Source organism: Lysinibacillus telephonicus (assembly GCF_039654155.1).
GTDB classification, from domain to species: Bacteria; Bacillota; Bacilli; order Bacillales_A; family Planococcaceae; genus Ureibacillus; species Ureibacillus telephonicus.
The window spans coordinates 1,480,620-1,501,424 of the sequence record NZ_CP155468.1 but is presented as its reverse complement, the minus strand read 5'-3'; the positions used below and the strand labels follow the sequence as shown (position 1 = coordinate 1,501,424).

At 35.6% G+C, this 20,805-nt stretch carries 18 protein-coding genes; all 18 read right to left on the bottom strand.

The features are described 5' to 3' along the window. Positions 1-237: 237 nt before the first annotated feature. The 18 genes from MKY04_RS07115 to MKY04_RS07030 all read right to left on the bottom strand — a co-directional run bounded on the left by MKY04_RS07115 (position 238) and on the right by MKY04_RS07030 (position 20,791). The gene (locus tag MKY04_RS07115) at positions 238-4,563 is read right to left on the bottom strand and encodes a PolC-type DNA polymerase III (protein WP_126292996.1); all 4,326 of its coding nucleotides are present in this window, start codon (positions 4,561-4,563) and stop codon (positions 238-240) included. A 276-nt stretch (positions 4,564-4,839) separates the two neighbouring features. After that, positions 4,840-6,546 (bottom strand): proline--tRNA ligase, encoded by a 1,707-nt coding sequence (locus MKY04_RS07110; RefSeq protein ID WP_346235565.1) that lies wholly within the window; start codon positions 6,544-6,546, stop codon positions 4,840-4,842. Positions 6,547-6,776: 230 nt separating this feature from the next. Beyond that, positions 6,777-8,036 (bottom strand): RIP metalloprotease RseP, encoded by a 1,260-nt coding sequence (gene rseP / locus MKY04_RS07105; protein ID WP_346235564.1) that lies wholly within the window; start codon positions 8,034-8,036, stop codon positions 6,777-6,779. Positions 8,037-8,084: 48 nt separating this feature from the next. Beyond that, positions 8,085-9,230, bottom strand: coding sequence for a 1-deoxy-D-xylulose-5-phosphate reductoisomerase (dxr, locus tag MKY04_RS07100; protein ID WP_346235563.1), 1,146 nt, complete (start codon positions 9,228-9,230; stop codon positions 8,085-8,087). Between the two features lie 73 nt (positions 9,231-9,303). Beyond that, entirely contained in the window at positions 9,304-10,098 is a 795-nt protein-coding gene (locus MKY04_RS07095; RefSeq protein ID WP_346235562.1) for a phosphatidate cytidylyltransferase, read from the bottom strand. Then, positions 10,095-10,886, bottom strand: coding sequence for an isoprenyl transferase (locus MKY04_RS07090; protein WP_346235561.1), 792 nt, complete (start codon positions 10,884-10,886; stop codon positions 10,095-10,097). Before MKY04_RS07090 ends, MKY04_RS07095 begins: the two co-directional genes overlap by 4 nt. A 348-nt stretch (positions 10,887-11,234) precedes the next feature. After that, positions 11,235-11,792, bottom strand: a complete 558-nt coding sequence (gene frr, locus MKY04_RS07085) for a ribosome recycling factor (protein WP_346235560.1) — start codon at positions 11,790-11,792, stop codon at positions 11,235-11,237. After that, positions 11,792-12,517, bottom strand: coding sequence for a UMP kinase (pyrH, locus tag MKY04_RS07080; protein ID WP_126292989.1), 726 nt, complete (start codon positions 12,515-12,517; stop codon positions 11,792-11,794). Before pyrH ends, frr begins: the two co-directional genes overlap by 1 nt. Positions 12,518-12,650: 133 nt before the next feature. After that, positions 12,651-13,535 carry a translation elongation factor Ts gene (tsf, locus tag MKY04_RS07075; protein ID WP_126292988.1) on the bottom strand — a complete coding sequence of 295 codons (885 nt, stop codon included), beginning with the start codon at positions 13,533-13,535 and terminating at the stop codon, positions 12,651-12,653. A 287-nt stretch (positions 13,536-13,822) separates the two neighbouring features. Further along, complete coding sequence (gene rpsB, locus MKY04_RS07070; protein WP_126292987.1) at positions 13,823-14,545, bottom strand: 30S ribosomal protein S2; 723 nt, start codon at positions 14,543-14,545, stop codon at positions 13,823-13,825. Between the two features lie 157 nt (positions 14,546-14,702). Further along, positions 14,703-15,254 carry a hypothetical protein gene (locus MKY04_RS07065; RefSeq protein ID WP_126292986.1) on the bottom strand — a complete coding sequence of 184 codons (552 nt, stop codon included), beginning with the start codon at positions 15,252-15,254 and terminating at the stop codon, positions 14,703-14,705. A gap of 9 nt (positions 15,255-15,263) precedes the next feature. Further along, entirely contained in the window at positions 15,264-15,566 is a 303-nt protein-coding gene (locus tag MKY04_RS07060; RefSeq protein WP_126292985.1) for an RNA polymerase subunit sigma, read from the bottom strand. 11 nt (positions 15,567-15,577) lie between these two features. Further along, positions 15,578-16,348, bottom strand: coding sequence for a FliA/WhiG family RNA polymerase sigma factor (locus MKY04_RS07055; protein ID WP_346235559.1), 771 nt, complete (start codon positions 16,346-16,348; stop codon positions 15,578-15,580). Positions 16,349-16,652: 304 nt separating this feature from the next. Further along, positions 16,653-17,039, bottom strand: a complete 387-nt coding sequence (locus MKY04_RS07050) for a hypothetical protein (RefSeq protein WP_346235558.1) — start codon at positions 17,037-17,039, stop codon at positions 16,653-16,655. Further along, positions 17,039-17,542 carry a chemotaxis protein CheD gene (locus tag MKY04_RS07045; protein WP_126292982.1) on the bottom strand — a complete coding sequence of 168 codons (504 nt, stop codon included), beginning with the start codon at positions 17,540-17,542 and terminating at the stop codon, positions 17,039-17,041. The genes MKY04_RS07050 and MKY04_RS07045 overlap by 1 nt, the downstream gene beginning before the upstream one ends. 2 nt (positions 17,543-17,544) lie before the next feature. After that, positions 17,545-18,177, bottom strand: a complete 633-nt coding sequence (locus MKY04_RS07040) for a chemotaxis protein CheC (RefSeq protein WP_126292981.1) — start codon at positions 18,175-18,177, stop codon at positions 17,545-17,547. A 65-nt stretch (positions 18,178-18,242) separates the two neighbouring features. Continuing rightward, positions 18,243-18,686 carry a chemotaxis protein CheW gene (locus MKY04_RS07035; RefSeq protein ID WP_126292980.1) on the bottom strand — a complete coding sequence of 148 codons (444 nt, stop codon included), beginning with the start codon at positions 18,684-18,686 and terminating at the stop codon, positions 18,243-18,245. A 29-nt stretch (positions 18,687-18,715) separates the two neighbouring features. Beyond that, positions 18,716-20,791: a chemotaxis protein CheA gene (locus tag MKY04_RS07030; RefSeq protein WP_346235557.1), complete on the bottom strand. Its 2,076-nt coding sequence runs from the start codon at positions 20,789-20,791 to the stop codon at positions 18,716-18,718. Between the last annotated feature and the right edge of the window lie 14 nt (positions 20,792-20,805).

Sequence of the window (20,805 nt, the reverse complement as noted above, 5' to 3'; positions counted from 1 at the left end):
GCTTTGTTGTTTAGAAAAATAGAAATTCCACCTAAGTTGGTGAAATTAACGTCAGAACAAGGTGTTCGTTCAATGGTAATTAAATTTGGATTAGCATAACAACAGAAAAGAGCGGGAAGGCCCCACTCTTTTGCTGCAAAACTATCAACAAATTATTACCTTTACAATAGCACAAAATCTTACTTAATGCAAATTTACGTAAATGTGTCACTCTAATGGTAATTAGAATTTGCATTTCTAGAATAATGAAAGCTGGTTGGCATCTGGCAGCCCATCTAGACAGCCGAGGCTATCCATATACTCAATTAACGTTTTTGAAACACGTCCACGTTGTTGCAAATCTTCTTTTGATAAGAATTCTCCTTCTTCTCGTGCAGCAACAATTGCTTTCGCAACGTTTGTTCCAAGACCAGGAATCGCATCAAAAGGAGGTATTAAAGAATTGCCATCAATGACAAATTCACTTGCTTGTGAACGATATAAGTCAACTTTTTTGAAACTCATGCCGCGTTCACACATTTCTAACGCCAATTCAAGAACCGTTAATAAATCTTTTTCCTTTTTAGATGCATCTAAACCTTTTGCATTAATTTCATCGATTCGTGTGCGGATCATTGCAGACCCTTGCGTCATCGCTATTAAATCGAAATCACTTGCACGTACTGTAAAGTAAGCAGCGTAATATAAGATAGGATGATGCACTTTAAACCATGCTATACGCACAGCCATTAAAACATATGCAGCTGCATGGGCTTTAGGGAACATATATTTTATTTTTTTACATGAATCGATATACCATTCAGGTACATTTTGTGCGCGCATTTCTGCTTCCATTTCTTCAGTTAAACCTTTTCCTTTACGAACAGACTCCATAATTTTAAAAGCAAAACTTGGCTCTAACCCTTGATAGATTAAATAAACCATAATATCATCACGACAACCAATTACTTCTGACAGGACACATGTACCGTTTTGAATAAGCTCTTGTGCATTTCCTAACCATACGTCAGTTCCATGTGATAATCCTGAGATTTGAACAAGTTCACTAAATGTTGAAGGTTTCGTATCCTCTAACATTTGACGAACAAAACGTGTTCCGAATTCAGGAATACCAAGTGTACCTGTTTTACAGCCAATTTGTTCTTCTGTAACACCAAGTGATTCTGGACTTGAAAATATTTTCATAACTACCGGATCATCGGTTGGAATTGTTTTCGGATCGATCCCAGATAAATCTTGCAGCATCCGAATTACTGTCGGATCATCGTGCCCTAGTATATCTAGCTTCAGAACATTATCATGTATGGAGTGGAAGTCAAAATGCGTCGTTCTCCATTCTGCATCTTGGGCATCAGCAGGGTATTGAACAGGCGTAAAATCGTATATATCCATATAATCAGGTACAACAATAATCCCGCCTGGGTGCTGGCCAGTTGTTCTTTTTACCCCTGTACATCCTTGTACAAGACGATCAACTTCTGCCCCACGGAAGGTTATATTATGGTCATTTGAATAACCCCTTACATAGCCGTATGCAGTTTTTTCAGCAACAGTACCGATCGTTCCTGCACGGTAAACATAGTCTTCTCCAAAAAGCACTTTCGTATAATTGTGTGCGTGTGGCTGATATTCTCCAGAGAAGTTTAAGTCGATATCGGGTACTTTGTCTCCTTTAAAGCCAAGAAACGTTTCAAACGGGATATCCTGTCCATCTTTTTTATAACGTGTTCCGCATTTCGGACAGTCTTTATTCGGCAAGTCAAAACCACTACCTACAGAACCGTCATCAAAGAATTCAACATTTTTACAGTTCGGGCAAACATAGTGCGGCGGCAATGGATTAACCTCTGTTATTTCCATAAAAGTCGCAACAAGCGATGATCCAACAGAACCACGCGAACCAACTAAATAACCGTCAGATAGTGATTTTTTAACAAGCTTAGCAGAGATTAAGTAAATAACGCCGAATCCGTTCCCTAAAATCGATTTTAATTCTTTCTCAATACGCGCCTTTACTATCTCGGGCAAGTCCTCACCATAAATTTTATGCGCCATTTCATATGTTAAATTTGTTACCTCATCGTCAGAGCCTTCAATTTTAGGTGTATACAATTCATCCTTAATCGGTTTAACATCACCAATCATATCTGCTACTTTCTGAGAATTTGTTACTACAATCTCTTTAGCTAAATCTGGACCTAAGAAATCAAACTCCTCAAGCATTTCATTTGTAGTACGAAAATGAACCTCAGGCAATTTGTAGCGGTTTAATGGGTTTGCTCCCCCTTGAGAACCAACTAAAATCTGTCTAAATATAGCATCTGTTTGATGGAGGTAATGAACGTTTCCTGTTGCAACAACTGGCTTATCTAATCTCTTCCCTAGTTTTACAAGCTTGCGGATAATATCCTCTAGATTCCACTCATCATGAATTGCACCATCTTCAATTAGTTGTGAATAGACTGGTTTTGGTTGAACTTCAATATAATCATAAAACTTGGCAACCTTTTCGGCTTCCTCAGTCGATTTGTTCATCATCGTTTCAAACAACTCGCCTTTACTGCATCCAGAGCCAACTAATAAACCTTTGCGCAATTTTACTAAGTCAGAACGGCGTATTCGAGGAACTCGGTAAAAGGTTTGTGTATGGGCAATCGAAATAAGTTTAAATAAATTTTTTAGCCCTTCATTATCAATCGCTAAAATTGTACAGTGATATGGGCGAGATTGCTTATAGCTTTCATTTTTGTCTATATACTTATTAAATTCATCATGATAATTGATGCCTTGCTCCTTCGCTTCTTTTAATAGATGAAGCATTAATTCTCCTGTTGCCTCTGTATCATAAATCGCACGGTGATGCTGTGTTAATTCAATACCATATCGTTTACATAGCGTATTTAAACGATGGCTTTTTAACGTCGGGTTTAAGAAACGTGATAATTCCAATGTATCAATAACAGGATGTATTACTCCGTGTATCCCAGCTTTTTCATAGGCAGTATAAAGGAAGCCAATATCGAATGAAGCATTATGTGCTACTACAATGGCATCTCCAATAAACTCCTTGAACTCTGACACTACTTGGTCGACTTCAGGTGCATCCTGCAGCATATCATCAGTAATATGAGTTAACTCGATAATTTTTGCAGTTAAAGGCTTATGCGGATTTGCAAACCGTTCGAATTTATCGATTACCTTACCTTCTTTAATTTTTACAGCGGCAAGTTCAATAATAGTATCGTAAGCAGTAGAAAGACCCGTTGTTTCCACGTCAAATACAACAAATGTTGCATCATCTAAAGCAATATGCTGCTCTGCATATGCAATCGGGGAGCCATCATCTACTATGTTTGCTTCAACTCCATATATAATTTTTATTCCATGCTTTTTCCCTGCAGCATATGCCTCTGGAAAAGCTTGTGCAACTGCATGGTCTGTAATGGCAATCGCAGGATGCCCCCATTTTGCTGCTTGTGCGACTAACTGATCAATTGGTGTCACGGCATCCATCTGACTCATTGGCGTGTGAAGGTGGAGTTCTACTCGTTTTTCCCCCTCAGGTGCTGTATCCTTTCGCGGCTCTTTATATACCTCATTAATATCTTGAGCCATAACAACTAAGTCTCGAACGAATGTATCGTTTTGAACAGAACCGCGAACTTTCACCCACATTCCTTTTTTCAATTGGGTCATCATTTCCGCATCTTCTTTGTCTCGAGAGAACATTTTTACTAAGATTGAGTCCGTATAGTCAGTAATTTTCAACTCTAATAAAGAACGCCCACTTTTCAGCTCTTTAATGTCAACTGCAAATACGTATCCTTCAATTACAATGCGGCGTTCTTCCTCTAAAATACGGCGAATTTCCATCGTTTCTGTCTCTTTAATTTGAACTCCCAGTTGGAAAGGACCGCTGTTCGCAACTGCTGCTGGATTTTCACTTTTAGCCTTTTCACGTTTTTGGAAATCTTCCATTGCTTGTCTAGCAAGTTCAGCTTCCTCCATTTGACGCTGTTCTATATATAAAAGCTGTGCCTCTCTCATTTCATCCGTTTCTTCAAGTAGCTGAAAATCTACTGAAAATGGCGGAAAACCTAATGAGCCGTAAGCTTCTACGATTTTTTGTGCATATTTAGATTTTAATGTTAACTGTTCAATTTCTGACATACAACAAGCTGTTAATTTATTCCCATTCCACTTTGGCATTTGATTGATTAATCTATTTTTCAATGGTGGAGAAGCATCTAATTGTTCAACAGCTGTTAACCAATAATCTGTCACAAGTTGTTCTGTTACTTCTGGATTGCTTGCCTCAATGGTAAATGTAGCTTGTGCAATATGATTAAACTGTTCAGCCATTCTAGTACGAAACAGTTGATAGACTTGAAAAGGCAAAATATTTTTTAATTTAATTGCAAAACACCATACACGATTTTTCTTATGAACTGTCAGCCGTGTGAGTTCTCCTTGTTCAAAAAATGACATGTAGACATCTTCAGTCAATTGCAATTGTTGTAATAAGGTTAAAAATCTTTCTCTTGCTTCTTGATTGTCTAACATTCAACTCACCACCTACTTAATTTATTTTTATAATGTTTGTCCGAAAAGTAAAAGGAGTACAACTCAACTTTATACTGAGTTGTACTTTCTAAATTGTTGATTTCCGCTCCAAATGTATTTGTGACGAGTATCGTAGGGGGCATGCGGAAGCTTTCCCCGGAGCGCAGCCTAAAACGAAAACCAACAAGTATATGCCTAAAATAAATTTCTTAAATTCTTACTCGTACTTATTATCTCAAGAAGAAATTTTTTGGACAACCTTTATATAGAAATTTATTAATTACTTCTAAAAAACTCATTTAAATAATCGACAAGCTCTTCTTTTGCCCATTCGAAAGTTTCACCTGTACTTCGTATTTTTACTTCAACAATTCCTTCACTTGCTTTTTTCCCTATCGTTACACGAACAGGCAAGCCAATTAGATCTGCATCAGCAAATTTAACTCCAGCACTTTCATTTCGGTCATCAAACAATACTTCAAAGCGATAGAACGTTAAAATATTATAAAGCTCATTTGCTAGACTTAATTGAACATCATCATCAGAATTAGTAGGCATTAAATGAATATCATAAGGGGCTAATTGTTTTGGCCAAATAAAACCATGTTCATCTTGATACTTATCTGCAACTACTGCTAATAATCTCGTAATGCCAAAACCGTAGCTTCCCATTATGATAGGTTTTGATTCACCATTGTCATCAACAAAGTTTGCATTAAATGTTTCTGAAAATGTTGTACCTTGCTTAAAAATATGCCCTACTTCAATTCCCTTTTCAAAGCGAATAGATCCGTTTCCATCAGGTGAAGGATCACCCTCTTGAATATAGCGAATGTCTTCATACGAATTGATAGCAAAGTCCCTTTCAGGGTTAACATGAATATAATGATATCCATCCTCATTTGCTCCTGCAACACTGTTGCGTACTGATTGAATCGCTAAATCAGCGATAACTTTAACGTCTACTGGAAGCTTAATCGGACCAATCGATCCAGCAGAGCACCCTAACAGCTGCTGAATCTCTTTTTCATTTGCTAAACAAAGAGATTTTGCATGCAATACTTTTCTTAATTTTATTTCATTGATTTTATGATTACCACGAACCAATACAACTACATACTTATCATCAGCTTTAAATAATAGTGATTTAATGCAGTTTGAAGGTTGCATGTTTAAAAATGCACATACGTCTTCCATTGTTTCGACATCTGGAGTAGCAATTTTTTCTAAAGACTTTAAATGTTCATCAGAGATAACACCTTGATCTACCACTTCTGCAACTTCAATATTTGCTGCATAGTTGGATTGATCTGAAAACGCAATAATTGCTTCTCCTTCTTCTGAAGGGACGATGAATTCCTCTGCAGAAGTCCCTCCTATTATACCTGAATCCGCTTGAACAATTCGGTAATTTATTCCGACACGATATAAAATGGAGGAATAGGCCTGAACCATCTTATTATATGTATTCTCTAAGCACTCATTATTCGCATGAAAAGAATAAGCATCCTTCATTATAAATTCCCGACTACGGAGTAGGCCATAGCGAGGTCGGATTTCGTCGCGAAACTTCGTCTGAATTTGAAATAATATTAGAGGCAGTTTTTTATAAGATTTGATTCCCTCTTGGACTAACATCGTTACAGCTTCCTCATGTGCTGGAGAAAGCAGCAAATGTCGACCGCTTCGATCATTAAAATGCATTAATTCTTTACCGAAATTTTCATATCGATTAGATTGTTCCCATATTTCAACAGGTTGAATAATAGGTAAAGAAATTTCAATTGCGCCTAACGATTCCATTTCTTGTTGAATCATTTTTTCTATTTTTGTTAATACACGTTTTGCTAATGGTAAATATGAATAAACACCACTTGTACTTTGTCGTATAAAACCGGCACGAAGCAGCATTTTATGAGAGCGAGCTTCAACTTCAGAAGGCACTTCACGCATTGTTGGAATTAAAGTTAAACTTTGTTTCATAAGTGCTCACCTTTTCTTTTCAAAACTTACTAAGTTTAGCATAGCATACTAATCTTCTATATGCGTATAAGCAATTTTTTACAGTAAATGGAGCAAAAAAAGATTTAACCTTATTCATTTTGGATTTTACCATAAACGAATAAGGTTAACTAAAAATTCAATCATATATATTAAAAGGATATGTTTTCTTTAATTTAGAAAGGCTAAGCAGGTCGCTTTCCCTTTTCATATTAAAAGAAAAATCTTTGGATATCGTTCCAAGTAACCACGACCATTAAAATCATTAAAAGGACTATTCCTACAAAATGAACTAACCCTTCTTTTTGCCGATCGACTGGCTTTCCTCGCAATGCCTCAATTCCGAAGAATAATAGTCGTCCACCATCTAAAGCTGGTAGAGGCAATAAATTCATGATACCTAGGTTAATACTTAACACTGCTGCCCAATTCATTAAATTATAAACACCATATTGTGCAACAGTTTCTGTTGCTTTATAAATTCCTACTGGACCAGAAAGTGCATCAATTGTAAATTGACCTGTAACAAGCTTGCCCAACAGATCAAGAATTAGCACCGTATAATCCCATGTTTGTTGTGCACCAAAGACAACTGCTTTTAAAGGATTTTTTTCAACAGGACTTTGATACATAACACCAATTTGTCCAACTTCTTTTCCGCTTTTTTCAACTGATTGAGGGGTTAACGTTAATTCTAGTTCTTGTCCATCTCGTTCAACTAAGAATTTTAATGGTTGTCCAGGGTTCTCTTGCACAGTGCCTGATAGTGAATTCCAATCTTCAATAGCAACTCCATCAATTTCCTTTACAAGGTCTCCTGCTTCCATCCCTGCTGCTTGAGCCGGACCATCATCAACCACATCATAAATAACCGGTTCATTAGTTGGCACTCCTTGCATTAAAGCGATAAAAACAAAAACAACGAATGCTAAAATAAAATTAAATAACGGACCCGCAAAAATAGTCATAGCACGTTGACCAACTTTTTTCGAATTAAATTGTCGATCAAATGGTGCAATAATTGTTTCATTTCCGTTTTCAACTATTGTAGCTTTTCTAGATACTTTAATTCGGACAAATTGATCATCTTCATCATATCCTTCAATCCATAACCCTTTTTCTAGGTCGGCACGCTCAACCTCCATAAAAAGTACATTTGGATTTTGGACTTTTTGGTTTAAATAAATTTTTTCGGCGACGTTATCTCTGTTTAAAATTAGTCCGACTCTATACCCAGGCTGTAATTCAACCGTGTCAGTATCTTCTCCAGCCATGCGGACATATCCACCAAGTGGTAATAATCGGATTGTATATAACGTTTCACCTTTTGTCATTCCGAAAATTTTCGGACCCATACCAATTGCGAATTCGCGAACTAGAATCCCTGCACGCTTAGCAAAAATAAAATGTCCAAGTTCATGGAAAAACACAAGGGAACCGAAAACAATAATAAACGCAAGAACAGTTTGCATAAAATCCCACCTTTAAGAGCAAGTTTTGTTAGTCTATGCTCACTCTATCTATTTTACCATGCTTACTACTGTTTTTCTTGTTTCTTTATCTACATGTAGTATTGTTTCTAAATCTGGTATTAAAGTATTGTTATGATTTATCATTACTTGTTCAATAATTTCTTCGATTTGTAAAAATGTAATTTTTTCTTGTAAAAATAGTGCAACTGCTGCTTCGTTTGCTGCATTCATTGCCGTTAAAATCGTACCTCCTGCTCTTCCTGCATCATAAGCAAGCTTGAGAGCACGATAGCGGTCAAAGTCTACTTCTTTAAAATGAAGTTGTCCAATTTGTGCTAAATTTAAGCGTTGACCGCCTTTAAGTGGCAATCGATCTGGATAACTTAGTGCGTATTGGATTGGCACACGCATATCAGGTGTACCTAACTGAGCAATGACACTTGTATCATGATACTCAACTAATGAGTGAATAATACTTTCTCTATGCAATAAAACATCAATTTTTTCATAAGGCATATTAAACAAAACGTGCGCTTCAATCACTTCTAAACCTTTATTCATCATTGTAGCTGAGTCAATTGTAATCTTTGCTCCCATTGACCAATTCGGGTGATTCAAAGCATCTTTTACTGTTACATTTTTTAATTGTTCACGTGTTTTATCACGGAACGATCCACCTGATGCAGTTAAAATAAGTCTCTCTATTTGCTTCGGATTTTCACCATTCATTGATTGAAAAATAGCAGAATGCTCACTATCAACAGGTAAAATAGGTACATTATATTTTTTTGCCTCAGACATTACTAAATGTCCGGCAGTTACCAATGTCTCCTTGTTCGCAATGGCAATCGTTTTGCCCATACGAATAGCTGCGAGTGTTGATTCTAAACCTACACTACCTAGTACAGCATTTACTAGAACCGTTGATTCTGGATGAGTAGCAACATCGATTAACCCCTGAGCACCAAAGGCAAATTGGACATGGGGGTAATCCTTTTGCAATGCCAATGCATCGCTCTCATCTTGAATTGATACAAGCTCTGGCTGTAGATGGTCAATAATTTCACGAGTTTTTTCAATATTTTTACCTACTGAAAAAGCAACAAGCTTAAAGCTTTCAGGATGGTTTAACAAAATGTCAACCGTTTGCCATCCAATAGAACCAGTTGCCCCTAATAAACTTATTTTTTTCAAAAAATTACTTCCCTTCAAATAACAAATTTCCTGCATCACGTTTATCCTTTTTAAACTTGTGAAGCTTGTCCTGTTATCCTACAAAATGCAGTAAATTTAATAATGGTAATACAAATAATAAACTATCAAAACGATCCAGTATTCCACCATGCCCTGGTAAAATTGTTCCTGAATCTTTTACATCATAATGTCTTTTAATGGCTGATTCAACTAAATCTCCCATTTGGCCAAAAATTGAACATACAATTGTGATGATGATTAACGCAGCCCAGGAAATATTAAATGGATAAATAACTTGCATTAAACATGCGAATATAACAGCAATTACAATACCACCAATAAAGCCTTCTACTGTTTTATTTGGTGAAATTTCAGGCCAAAGTTTATTTTTCCCTATTTTCCTTCCTGTAAAATAGGCACCTGAGTCCGTAGCCCAAACAACAAGTAAAGCATAAATAATGAATTGTAACCCGGCTTCACGCGTTTCAATTAAATAGTGGAAGCCAATGCCAACATAAAATGAGCTTAACAATACAAATGCTACATGATCGAAAGTAAATCGATTTTTTACAATAACGGAATAAACTAATAATAGGATGATAGCAATAATAACGAACTCTAATTTTGTATAATTAAACCTTTCAATAATTTTGTCCGCCCATAAATTTGGAATTAAAAGCGCGAACACTGTCAAGGCACCAATTAATCCTGGTATAGAAAAAATTGATATACCTTTCATTTGGAGGATTTCAAACAACCCAATTGCTGCTACTAGATATACCAAAAGTGTAAATGGCAGGTCGCCAATTAAAACAAATGGGATAAATAATGCAGCAGCAATTACCCCCGTAATAATTCTTTGCTTCAACGAATTTCTTCCCCTTTCAACCCACCGTAGCGCCGATTCCGCTTTTGATAAGCCTGAATAGCTTCCATAAATATTTGTTCATCAAAATCAGGCCAAAGCGTATCAGTAAACCAAAACTCCGTATAGGCGAGTTGCCACAACATAAAATTACTTAAACGAACTTCTCCACTAGTGCGTATGAGTAGATCTGGTTCTGGTAGCTGCGATGTCATTAAATATTGATTCACTGTATTTTCATCGATTGAGTCGATTGTTAAATTGCCATTACTTACTTCTATCATTATATCCTTGAATGCTTTAACAATTTCAGACCGACTTCCATAATTCATAGCAAAATTTAATATCAATCCAGTATTATTTTTTGTTTTTTCCATTGCTTCCTCTAATGCAGTCTGCGTATTAGCTGGTAAAGCGTCTTTATCACCTATCATTTGCACTCGAATATTGCGTTCCATAATCTCTGGCAAAAAGGAATTTAAAAACTTTTCAGGTAAACCCATTAAATAATCTACCTCAGTTTTCGGTCTTTTCCAATTTTCGGTTGAAAATGCATACAGTGTTAATACATTTATCCCTAAATCATCTGCAATACGTGCAATTTTTCGAACCGTTTTCATTCCTTCATGATGACCAGCTATTCTTGGCATTGCTCTTTTTTTAGCCCACCGTCCGTTGCCGTCCATAATGATTGCAATATGGGAAGGTATAAAGTCATTGATTGAAAGATTTCCATTTTCCACCAACGATTTCTTTTCTTTTTTTGACTTTCCAAATATTCCTTTGAACATCTTATTCCTCCACCTGACAACATTTTGGACGTATTCTTAATTATCATATCAAAAACGAATGTTTGTGTCCTTTTTTTCTTTATAAACATTTTCATATTAAGCCACTTATTTGTTTTTATGTATAAAAAAACCTATCTCTTTTAAGAAAAGTGCAGCGCTTTAGCCGAGCCGTAGTGGACAAGGTTGCAGCTATTCATATCAAAAGTTTTTCCTCTCTTATTAAGAGAAAAAGACGTCCTATTAAAAAGGACGTCCTAATCCACTTTTTGTTCACTATAAATTTTTAAAAGTTCCGGCGTCCTTTGCCTTAAAAACTGTATTTATCATTCTCTAACTGCAAACGCCTTTTTAAATAGATAAAATTTCTTTTTCTTTATCTTTTGCAACTTCATCTACTTTGACAATATATTCATCAGTTAGTTTTTGAATATCGTCACTATAACCACGTAGATCGTCTTCAGTAATATCGCCATTTTTCTCTAATTTTTTCAAATCATCGTTGGCATCACGGCGTACATTACGGATTGCAATCTTTGCATCCTCCGCTTCTTTCTTCACAACTTTAACAAGATCTTTACGACGTTCTTCTGTTAAAGCAGGAATTGTTAAACGAATAACATTTCCATCATTTGTTGGTGTAATCCCAATATCAGATTTCATAATTGCTTTTTCAATTTCACCTAAAATCGTTTTATCATAAGGTGTAATCACAAGCAATCGTGCTTCTGGTACTGAAACACCTGCTAGTTGGTTGATTGGAGTAGGTGCACCATAGTAATCAACTGTAATTCTATCCAACAGTGATGCGTTGGCACGTCCTGCACGAATTGAAGCTAGTTCTCGTGTAAATGCAGAAATTGTTTTATTCATTTTGTCTTTTGCTTGTTCTAATACTTTCTTAGGCATTAAACATTCCTCCTAACGACTGTTCCAATTTTATCACCGAGTACGGCGCGTTTAATATTTCCTTTATCCATTATAGAGAATACTATTAATGGTATGTCGTTGTCCATACATAAAGTGGAAGCTGTCGAATCCATAACTTGCAATCCTTGTTGAATTACCTCTAAATATGTGAGTGTGTCATATTTTACTGCATTTTCATCAACTTTTGGATCTGCAGAATATACACCATCAACATTATTTTTTGCCATTAAAATTGCATCTGCATCAATTTCAGCAGCCCGTAATGCAGCTGTTGTATCTGTTGAGAAAAATGGATTCCCTGTACCTGCTGCAAAAATAACAACACGTTTTTTCTCGAGATGACGAACTGCTTTTCGACGTATGTAAGGCTCCGCCACTTGTGTCATCACAATTGAAGATTGTACACGAGTTTCAATTTCTAATTTTTCTAACGCATCTTGTAAAGCTAACGAGTTCATCACTGTTGCTAGCATTCCCATGTAGTCTGCTGAGGCGCGATCCATTCCCATTTCACTGCCGACTTTTCCACGCCAAATGTTTCCACCGCCAACAACTACCGCTACCTCAACACCAAGCTCTACTACTTCTTTAATATCTTCAGCAACAGATTTGATGATTTTTGGTGATAAACCGAAACCTGCCTCACCTGCCAACGCTTCGCCGCTTAATTTTATTACTACTCGTTTATATTGTGGCACACTCATAGTAAACCTCCGTTACTCATTATTAAAATTCAACCATCTATATATTCAATATCTTGAAAAATAGGGAACACGCAAATTGTGCTCCCTATCTTCCATCAATTGTGTTCATCACACAATTTATTATTTGAATTGATTAGTTACCTTTAACTTGGTTCATTACTTCTTCAGCGAAGTTATCTTCACGTTTTTCAATACCTTCACCAACTGCAAAACGTACAAATGATGTTACATTTCCACCTGTAGCTTTTACAAAGTCACGAACTTTTTGGTCTGAATTTTTAACAAAAGTTTGGTCTAATAAACAGATTTCTTCGAAGTATTTTCCAAGACGACCTTCAACCATTTTTGCAACGATATTTTCAGGTTTACCTTCGTTTAGTGCTTGTTCTGTTAAAATTTTACGTTCATGAGCAACTTCTTCTTCAGAAACTTCATCACGAGATACATATTTTGGGTTAATAGCAGCAATGTGCATAGCAACATCTTTAGCAGCATCTTCATCAGTAGAACCTTCAAGCACTACTAATACACCAATGCGTCCACCCATGTGTAAGTAAGAACCGAAAGCATCGCTATCAGTTTTTGTTTTAACTTCAAAACGACGAAGAGTGATTTTTTCACCAATAGTAGCTACTGCAGTTGAGATTTGATCAGCAATTTTAACACCTTCTGCATTTGTAACTTCTAAAGCAGCTTCTACTGATTCAGGTTTTTCAGCTAAAATTTGTTTCGCTAATTCAGCTACTAATACTTGGAATTTTTCATTTTTAGCTACAAAGTCAGTTTCTGCGTTTACTTCTAAAATAACAGCTTCATTGCCTTCAGCTAAAATATAAGTAGTTCCTTCTGCAGCAATGCGGTCTGCTTTTTTTGCAGCAGATGAAAGACCTTTTTCACGTAAGAAGTCGATAGCAGCTTCAATGTTACCATCAGTTTCTACTAGTGCTTTTTTGCAGTCCATCATACCTGCGCCAGTTTTTTCACGAAGTTCTTTTACTAATTGTGCAGTAATTGCCATTTGAAGTTTCCTCCTTGAGTTATATAAATATTAAATTTTTTATAAGTTCTTATATATGAAGCAAAGTGACACTTTACAAAAATGTCCCGTTCCAGCGGTTAGCTCATTAAAGTTGGAGCTTTAGCGAACCGCCTCCACTTTTCTTTCTAAAAAAAGGTGATAAGAGGTTTCATCCACTTATCACCTTTTGTAGGCAGCTAGAAGTGCAGCACTTCCTTAGCTGCTTAAGTGCAACTAAGGCTCATCACTAGATAGAGTGGCGATAAGCCAAGTATTCTAACAGTGAATTACTCAGCAACTACTACTTCTTCAGCTGGAGCTTCAGATTCACCTTGTTTTGACTCAATTAGAGCATCAGCCATTTTTGCAGTTAATAATTTAACAGCGCGGATAGCATCGTCGTTTGCAGGGATTACGTAGTCGATTTCATCTGGATCACAGTTTGTATCAACAATACCTACGATAGGAATATTTAATTTACGAGCTTCTGCAACAGCAATACGCTCTTTACGTGGATCAACCACGAACATTACATCTGGAATATCTGCCATATCACGAATACCGCCTAAGAATTTCACAAGACGTTCGTGTTCTTTTTTAAGTTGGATAACTTCTTTTTTAGGAAGCACGTCAAAAGTACCGTCTTCTTCCATTTTTTCGATAGCTTTCATACGAGCAACACGTTTTTGAATTGTACCGAAGTTTGTTAAAGTACCACCTAACCAACGTTGGTTGATGTAGTAGTTACCTGAACGTTCAGCTTCTTCTTTAATCGCTTCTTGCGCTTGTTTTTTAGTACCAACGAAAAGTACTTTACCACCGTCTTGGCCAACTTGACGCATGAAGTCGTAAGCTTCTTCTAATTTTTTAACTGTTTTTTGTAAATCGATAATATAAATACCGTTACGTTCTACAAAAATGTATTTTTTCATTTTTGGGTTCCAACGGCGTGTTTGGTGTCCGAAATGTACACCAGCTTCAAGTAATTGTTTCATTGAAATTACTGACATAAATATTTTCCTCCTAAATTTTGGTTTTGTTCCTCCGCATTTTTCATTTGCACCAAGCAACTTTTTATTCAAAAAGCACCACTTACTACATCAAAATGCGTGTGTAATAATAACACCAATTGATAATATATCACACTAGATTTCGTACTGCAACATTTTATGCATGAAACTTAATGAATAACTCAATTTCCGTTTTTCCCTTTTGAGTAATTTTTGCTATTTCATCAATAGATTTTCCCTGTTGATGCAGCTTTAATACTTGTTGTTCAAAAGTCGGCAGTTCAGTTTTTTCAATAGGCTCCTTTTGGACATTCAGAGTTGAAGCACTATTTATATTTTTATGTTGACTGTACGCGTTCTTCACTATATTTTTAGGAACAACTGGCTTTGATTCTATTACAAAATCTTCTGTATTGCTTTCTTTTTGAATTAAAGAAGAAGCTGTTTCTATCATTGCCTCATTTTTTTTATCTATTGCCCCTTTATTTACTTCTGCCGTTTTAACATTAGACAACTCTTTTATTAAACGATCGTTTTCTTCACGCATTTCCAATAAATATACGCTTATTGCATCGTCCATTTCACGAATAAGTTTATCTTGGCGTATTTCTAAATCTTTAAATTTAGATAGTTTCGTATTTAAAAGAAGAATAAAGTAAAAACAAATCAGTTGTGAAACGATTAGTATAACGATTAAAACTGAGACCATTATGTTCTCCTATCCACTAAAATCTATAAAATTCCCTTTAAAAGGATGCTGTGCTTCTTGTTGTTTCTTCTTTTGTTGTTTTTCTCTCTTAGACATATTCTGTTCATTACTACTGTTATCTTCATCTTCAGAAACTTTGTCTGTTTTTTCTGTATCCATAACTGTAAACTGCTTTTTTTCAATATCCTTTTTTAGTGCTTCATGCGCATTTATTTGTTGTTGAATTACATTTTGTTGATGCTGTTCTACTGCTTTACCTGCTTCATATGTTTTCGGAATTGCAATCTGAAGTTCTATATTTCGTAGACTCATAAAATTCCTCCCTATAAATTAAGCATTTCAGTAGAAAGAAGTTTCCTAAGCTTGAATAAAGCCTTTGAATGGATTTGTGATATACGAGATGTTGAAAGTTCTAGTAATTCACCAATTTCTGTGAGTGTCATTTCTTCTGAGTAGAACAAGCTTAGCACTAGCTGTTCCTTTTCATTTAGCTTTTTAATATTTTCCTCGAGATCAGAAATCAACTCTGAAAAAACAACTTCTTGCTCAGGCGTTTTTGTATAATCGTCTCGAATGGCAAAAGCTTTTCCTTCTGCATCATCTTGATCCTGCTGATCATTTATGGAAAGTACATTAGAAAAGAAATGTTCTTGAACAGTCTGATATACTTCCTCGACAGGCAAATCCATATATTCGGCAAGTTCCTCAGGTGTTGCATGCCTCATAAGCTTTTGTTCCAATTTTTCAATTTGTGCTTCCATTTTCTTTGCTTTTTCCCTTGCAGAGCGGGGCAGCCAATCTTCTTTTCTTAATCCGTCAATTATAGCACCACGCACCCTGAAAGAAGCATATGTATCAAATTTCAAATCCCTATTTATGTCAAATTTATTTAATGCATCAAAAAGTCCCATCATGCCAAGACTCATTAAATCATCCCTTGAAACATTTTTAGGCACACCAGCGCCAATACGTTGAACATGATAAGAGACTAGTGGTTTATACTTTTTTAAGAGTAAATCACCCGCATGAGGATCTCGATTATTTATCCAGCTATTCCAAAGTTTTTGTTCATTATCTAGCGTTAGTTGTACCACCCGTATCCACCTCACATTTAGACGTTTATTTTCTACTAACAATTATATCAAATCATAGTAAAAAAACACACGCTTCTATAAGACTATTATATTACTTAGCAACTATATTTTTTGGAATGATCATATGAAAAAAGAGCCGTTTTTCGACTCTTTTCGCTTAAATTAGTTAATATAACTTATATTGAATTTATTAAAGTTCCACCGATTCGAAGCACTAACTTTCCATTAAGGAGAAAGTTCTTTTTAAAGGAAGGCATAACAACGCAAGAAGCAAAAACTAAGACTCTTTCCTGTTCTTAATCCTTTAAGAATTATTTGTAGCGGTGTCATCTTGACTTAACATTGTACGCACCACTTGTGCTATTTCCTCTGGGCTTTCATCATTATATTCAACAGTAGAATAATTTGATGTTGTAGGCATTTCTTTATCTAGATATGGATCGTGATTTAACGTTTCTGTATCTGTCTCATTTTGCTCTGCAACTTCCTCAAACAGTTGTTGATCAGGTGTATACAGCACATATGCCAACAAGTAACGGACAGCAAAGGTAACGAAAAATGCAACAGCGGCAGTGACAAAGGAACCAATTAAAATTTGAGCAGGTGCTTGTGATTGAGATAATGTTATAAAAAAGTAAATCGTAAAAGCTAATAAAGCAGCCCAACAATTGTAAAATATCGAACCGTACATTATATTTCACTCACTCCTTGATTCACTGTCCTTATGCTCAGCATGCAAGTAGCCGGGTTGAACTCAATAGTTCTTCCACTATTGCCACCCGTATCTTCAGCAACAATAGGAATGCCATTTTTCTTAAGCTCCCTTTTTACTGCCTCAACATTACGGGGACCAATGCGCATCGTATCTTTATCAGAGGTGAATTTAAACATTTGAGCTCCACCAGCTATTTTAGCCTTCAAACGAAATGGCTGCACACCTTCCAATTTTAACATTGCGATAAGTGCTTGGATTCCTGAATCAGCAAACTTTGCGACATTTATTGTTTCCGTTCTGCCTAGACTTGACTCAGGCAACATAATATGTACCAATCCAGCTATTTTTTTTGTTTCATCATATAACACAACACCTACACATGATCCTAATCCTGAAGTTCTTATTGTATTTGGTATTTTTACGACATCCATTTGGGCAATTCCAACTTTAATAACTTGACTGCTACTAGAAGAAATCATTTCTAGGATACTCCTAAAGCTTTAAAAATAGACTCAAATGACTCTGGATCAGGTAACAAGAAAAAATGCCCACGGACTTCTTTAGAATTGTCGAAACCTTCTTCAAAAATGGATGTATTAATGACAATAACATTATCACTAACTTCTGAAATTTCAATAAGTCCGATGCTTATAATTGCACCAAACATATCTACACTTAAGCCTGGAACTGTAGGATAAATCTTCAACCTAGTAAAATCTGAAAGTGCAGATAAATAAGACCCGGATAAAATATTGCCCATTTCCTGCATCGCAGATAGTCCTAGTTCTGGGATTGGGTTACTACTAAAATCAAAATTCTTATCATTAATTAAATGCTGTATAAAGCGATTGGCTTGTTGAATTGGCAAGATAAAAAACATGCTGCCCTCTACATCCCCTTCAATACGAAGAAAAATTCCAACGACAACCTTCTCGGCTCCCCCAGCCAGCTCCATCATGTCATTAAAAGTTACCATTTCAACTTTCGGTACACGCATATCAATTTTTTTGCCTAATAAATCAGATAATGCTGTTGCTGCATGTGCTGCACCAATATTCCCTATTTCCTTAAGAACATCTAAATGCATTGAAGTTATTTTTTGACTATGGTTCATATGTTTATCCCCACTTCAATCATTCCCAATCGATTAGCAAAAGATATGCTAATCGATCGAAAATTTTAGTCTACTGGATTTAAAACTTTATCTAAATGTAATAAAATTAGTAAGCGATTTTCAATTTTCGCTACACCTGATATAAACTCTTCCTCATGTGAACCAACAACTTCCGGTTGTTGCTCAATTGAGCTAACCGGTATATCAATTACATCATTTGCTGAATCAACGACAAAACCAACTTCCATTTCATCAAGTGTAATAATAATAATTCTAGCTGTATCTTCACTGTCAGTTGCAGGTATGTTAAAGCGTTCACGTAAATCTATAATTGGCGTTACTACCCCGCGCAAATTAATAACACCTTTTACATATTTCGCAGTTTTTGGAACACGAGTAATATGCATTAGCTTTTCTATTCCTTGAACATTCGATACTGGAATAGCATACTCTTTATCCGCTAACTGAAAAACTATAACTTTTAAATATTCCTGTTCAAGAGCATTCATCTGCTACACCTCTCATTTATCTTCGTTAGTTACTTCATTAATGCATTACAATCTATAATTAATGCAACTTTACCGTTTCCTAAAATTGTTGCGCCAGAAATAGCAAAAATATTAGTTAAGTAGTTACCTAAAGATTTAAGAACAATTTCTTGTTGTCCAATAAATGAATCTACTACTAAACCAGCTAGTTTTTCACCTTTTCGAACAATTACAACAGAGTGATATTCATCTGCTCTTTGTTCTTTTCTTGGAACCTCAAAAATTTCTTCTAAGAAGATAAGCGGAACTACTTTCCCACGGAAATCAATAACTTTTTGATTATGCGCATTTAAAATATCTGAATTTTTAATAATAGAAGTTTCTATAATTGATGATAAAGGAATAGCATAAATCTCTTGTTCAATTTCTACTAACATAACTGAAATAATTGTTAAAGTTAATGGTAATTGAATAGAGAAAATGGATCCAACGTTTTCTGTTGATTCAATAGAAATACTGCCGCCTAAAGATTCAATTGTTGTTTTAACAACATCTAGACCAACACCGCGTCCTGAAATATCAGAAACTACATCTGCAGTAGAGAACCCAGAAGCTAAAATTAATTCATTAATTTGTTTATCCGATAAGTTAAGTGCAGCTTCTTTTGTTATAATTCCTTTTGAAATAGCCTTTGATAATACTTTTTCTCGGTTTATACCAGCACCATCGTCTTCTATTTCGATAAAAACATAGTTTCCACTATGATATGCTCTTAAAACAACATTACCTTCTTCCGGTTTTCCTTTTGCACGACGTACCTCAGGACTTTCTATACCATGATCAACTGAGTTTCGAATAAGGTGAACTAGTGGATCACCAATTTCATCGATAACCGTTCTATCAAGCTCAGTTTCTGCCCCAAGAATTTCAAGATTAATTTTTTTCTTTAAATCACGCGACAATGTACGAACCATTTTAGGAAATCGATTAAATACTGTATCGATTGGAATCATACGCATCGTTAATACGATATTTTGCAAATCACCCATTGTGCGGCTCATTCTTTCAACCGTTTCATTTAATTCTGAATGATTTACTTCTGTAGCTATTGATTGTAGTCGCCCTCTATCAATTACTAGCTCTTCAAATAAGTTCATTAAAATATCTAAACGTTCAATACTAACTCGAATTGTTTTACTTGCAGCATGACCATTTTTAGCAGGAGCCTGTGACTTCTGATTATTATTAGCCTCCGGTGTTTTTGGTACAACAATTGCAGGAGATTCATTTTGCACTGCAGCTTTAAACGTTTCTTCAGTAGTAGATTGTATAAAGAACTCTTTAGAAAGTGGAGTCACCGTAACAGTGTCAACCTCTGATACTTTCATAATTTTGCTTTTTAATTCTTCAGCTGAATTTTTAGAAATAAATGCTACTTGGAAATGTTGATCAAATTGTTCCTCTTCTAATTTATCAACAGTTGGTGATGATTTAACCACATCTCCATTTTTCTCTAAAATATCAAATACCATATAAACTCGGGCTGCTTTTAATAAGCAGTCTTCACGTAAAGCAACAGAAATTTCAAATGCATTGAAGCCCTGGTCAGTTGATTGCAGTATTATTGTTTTTTCAAAATCATCATAGTCTAATTTTGGAGATGTTTCTGCAACTGCTGTTGCAGCCACCTCAGCTAATGCAGCATCAGCAACACTTGCAGGCGATTCACTAGTTGTATCACTCGTTTCACCTGATTCAATACGTTTTAGTTTTGCAACCGTATCAGAAACATTTCGTTTTCCATCACCGCCATTTGCAATATCCATTACCATTTCTTCAAGATGATCAACTGATTCAAAAACAACATCAAGAATTTCTGGTGTTACATGAATTTTTTCATTGCGAATTGCATCTAAAACATTTTCCATTTTATGTGTTAAATCTGCCAAATCTTCATATCCCATTGTCGCAGACATACCTTTTAAAGTATGAGCGGAACGGAATATTTCATTTACAATCGCTAAGTCATCAGGATTTTTTTCAAGCTCTAACAAATTATCGCTACAAGATTGTAAATGTTCTTTACTTTCTTCAATGAACATTTCTAAATATTGATTGACTTCCATACGATAACACTCCT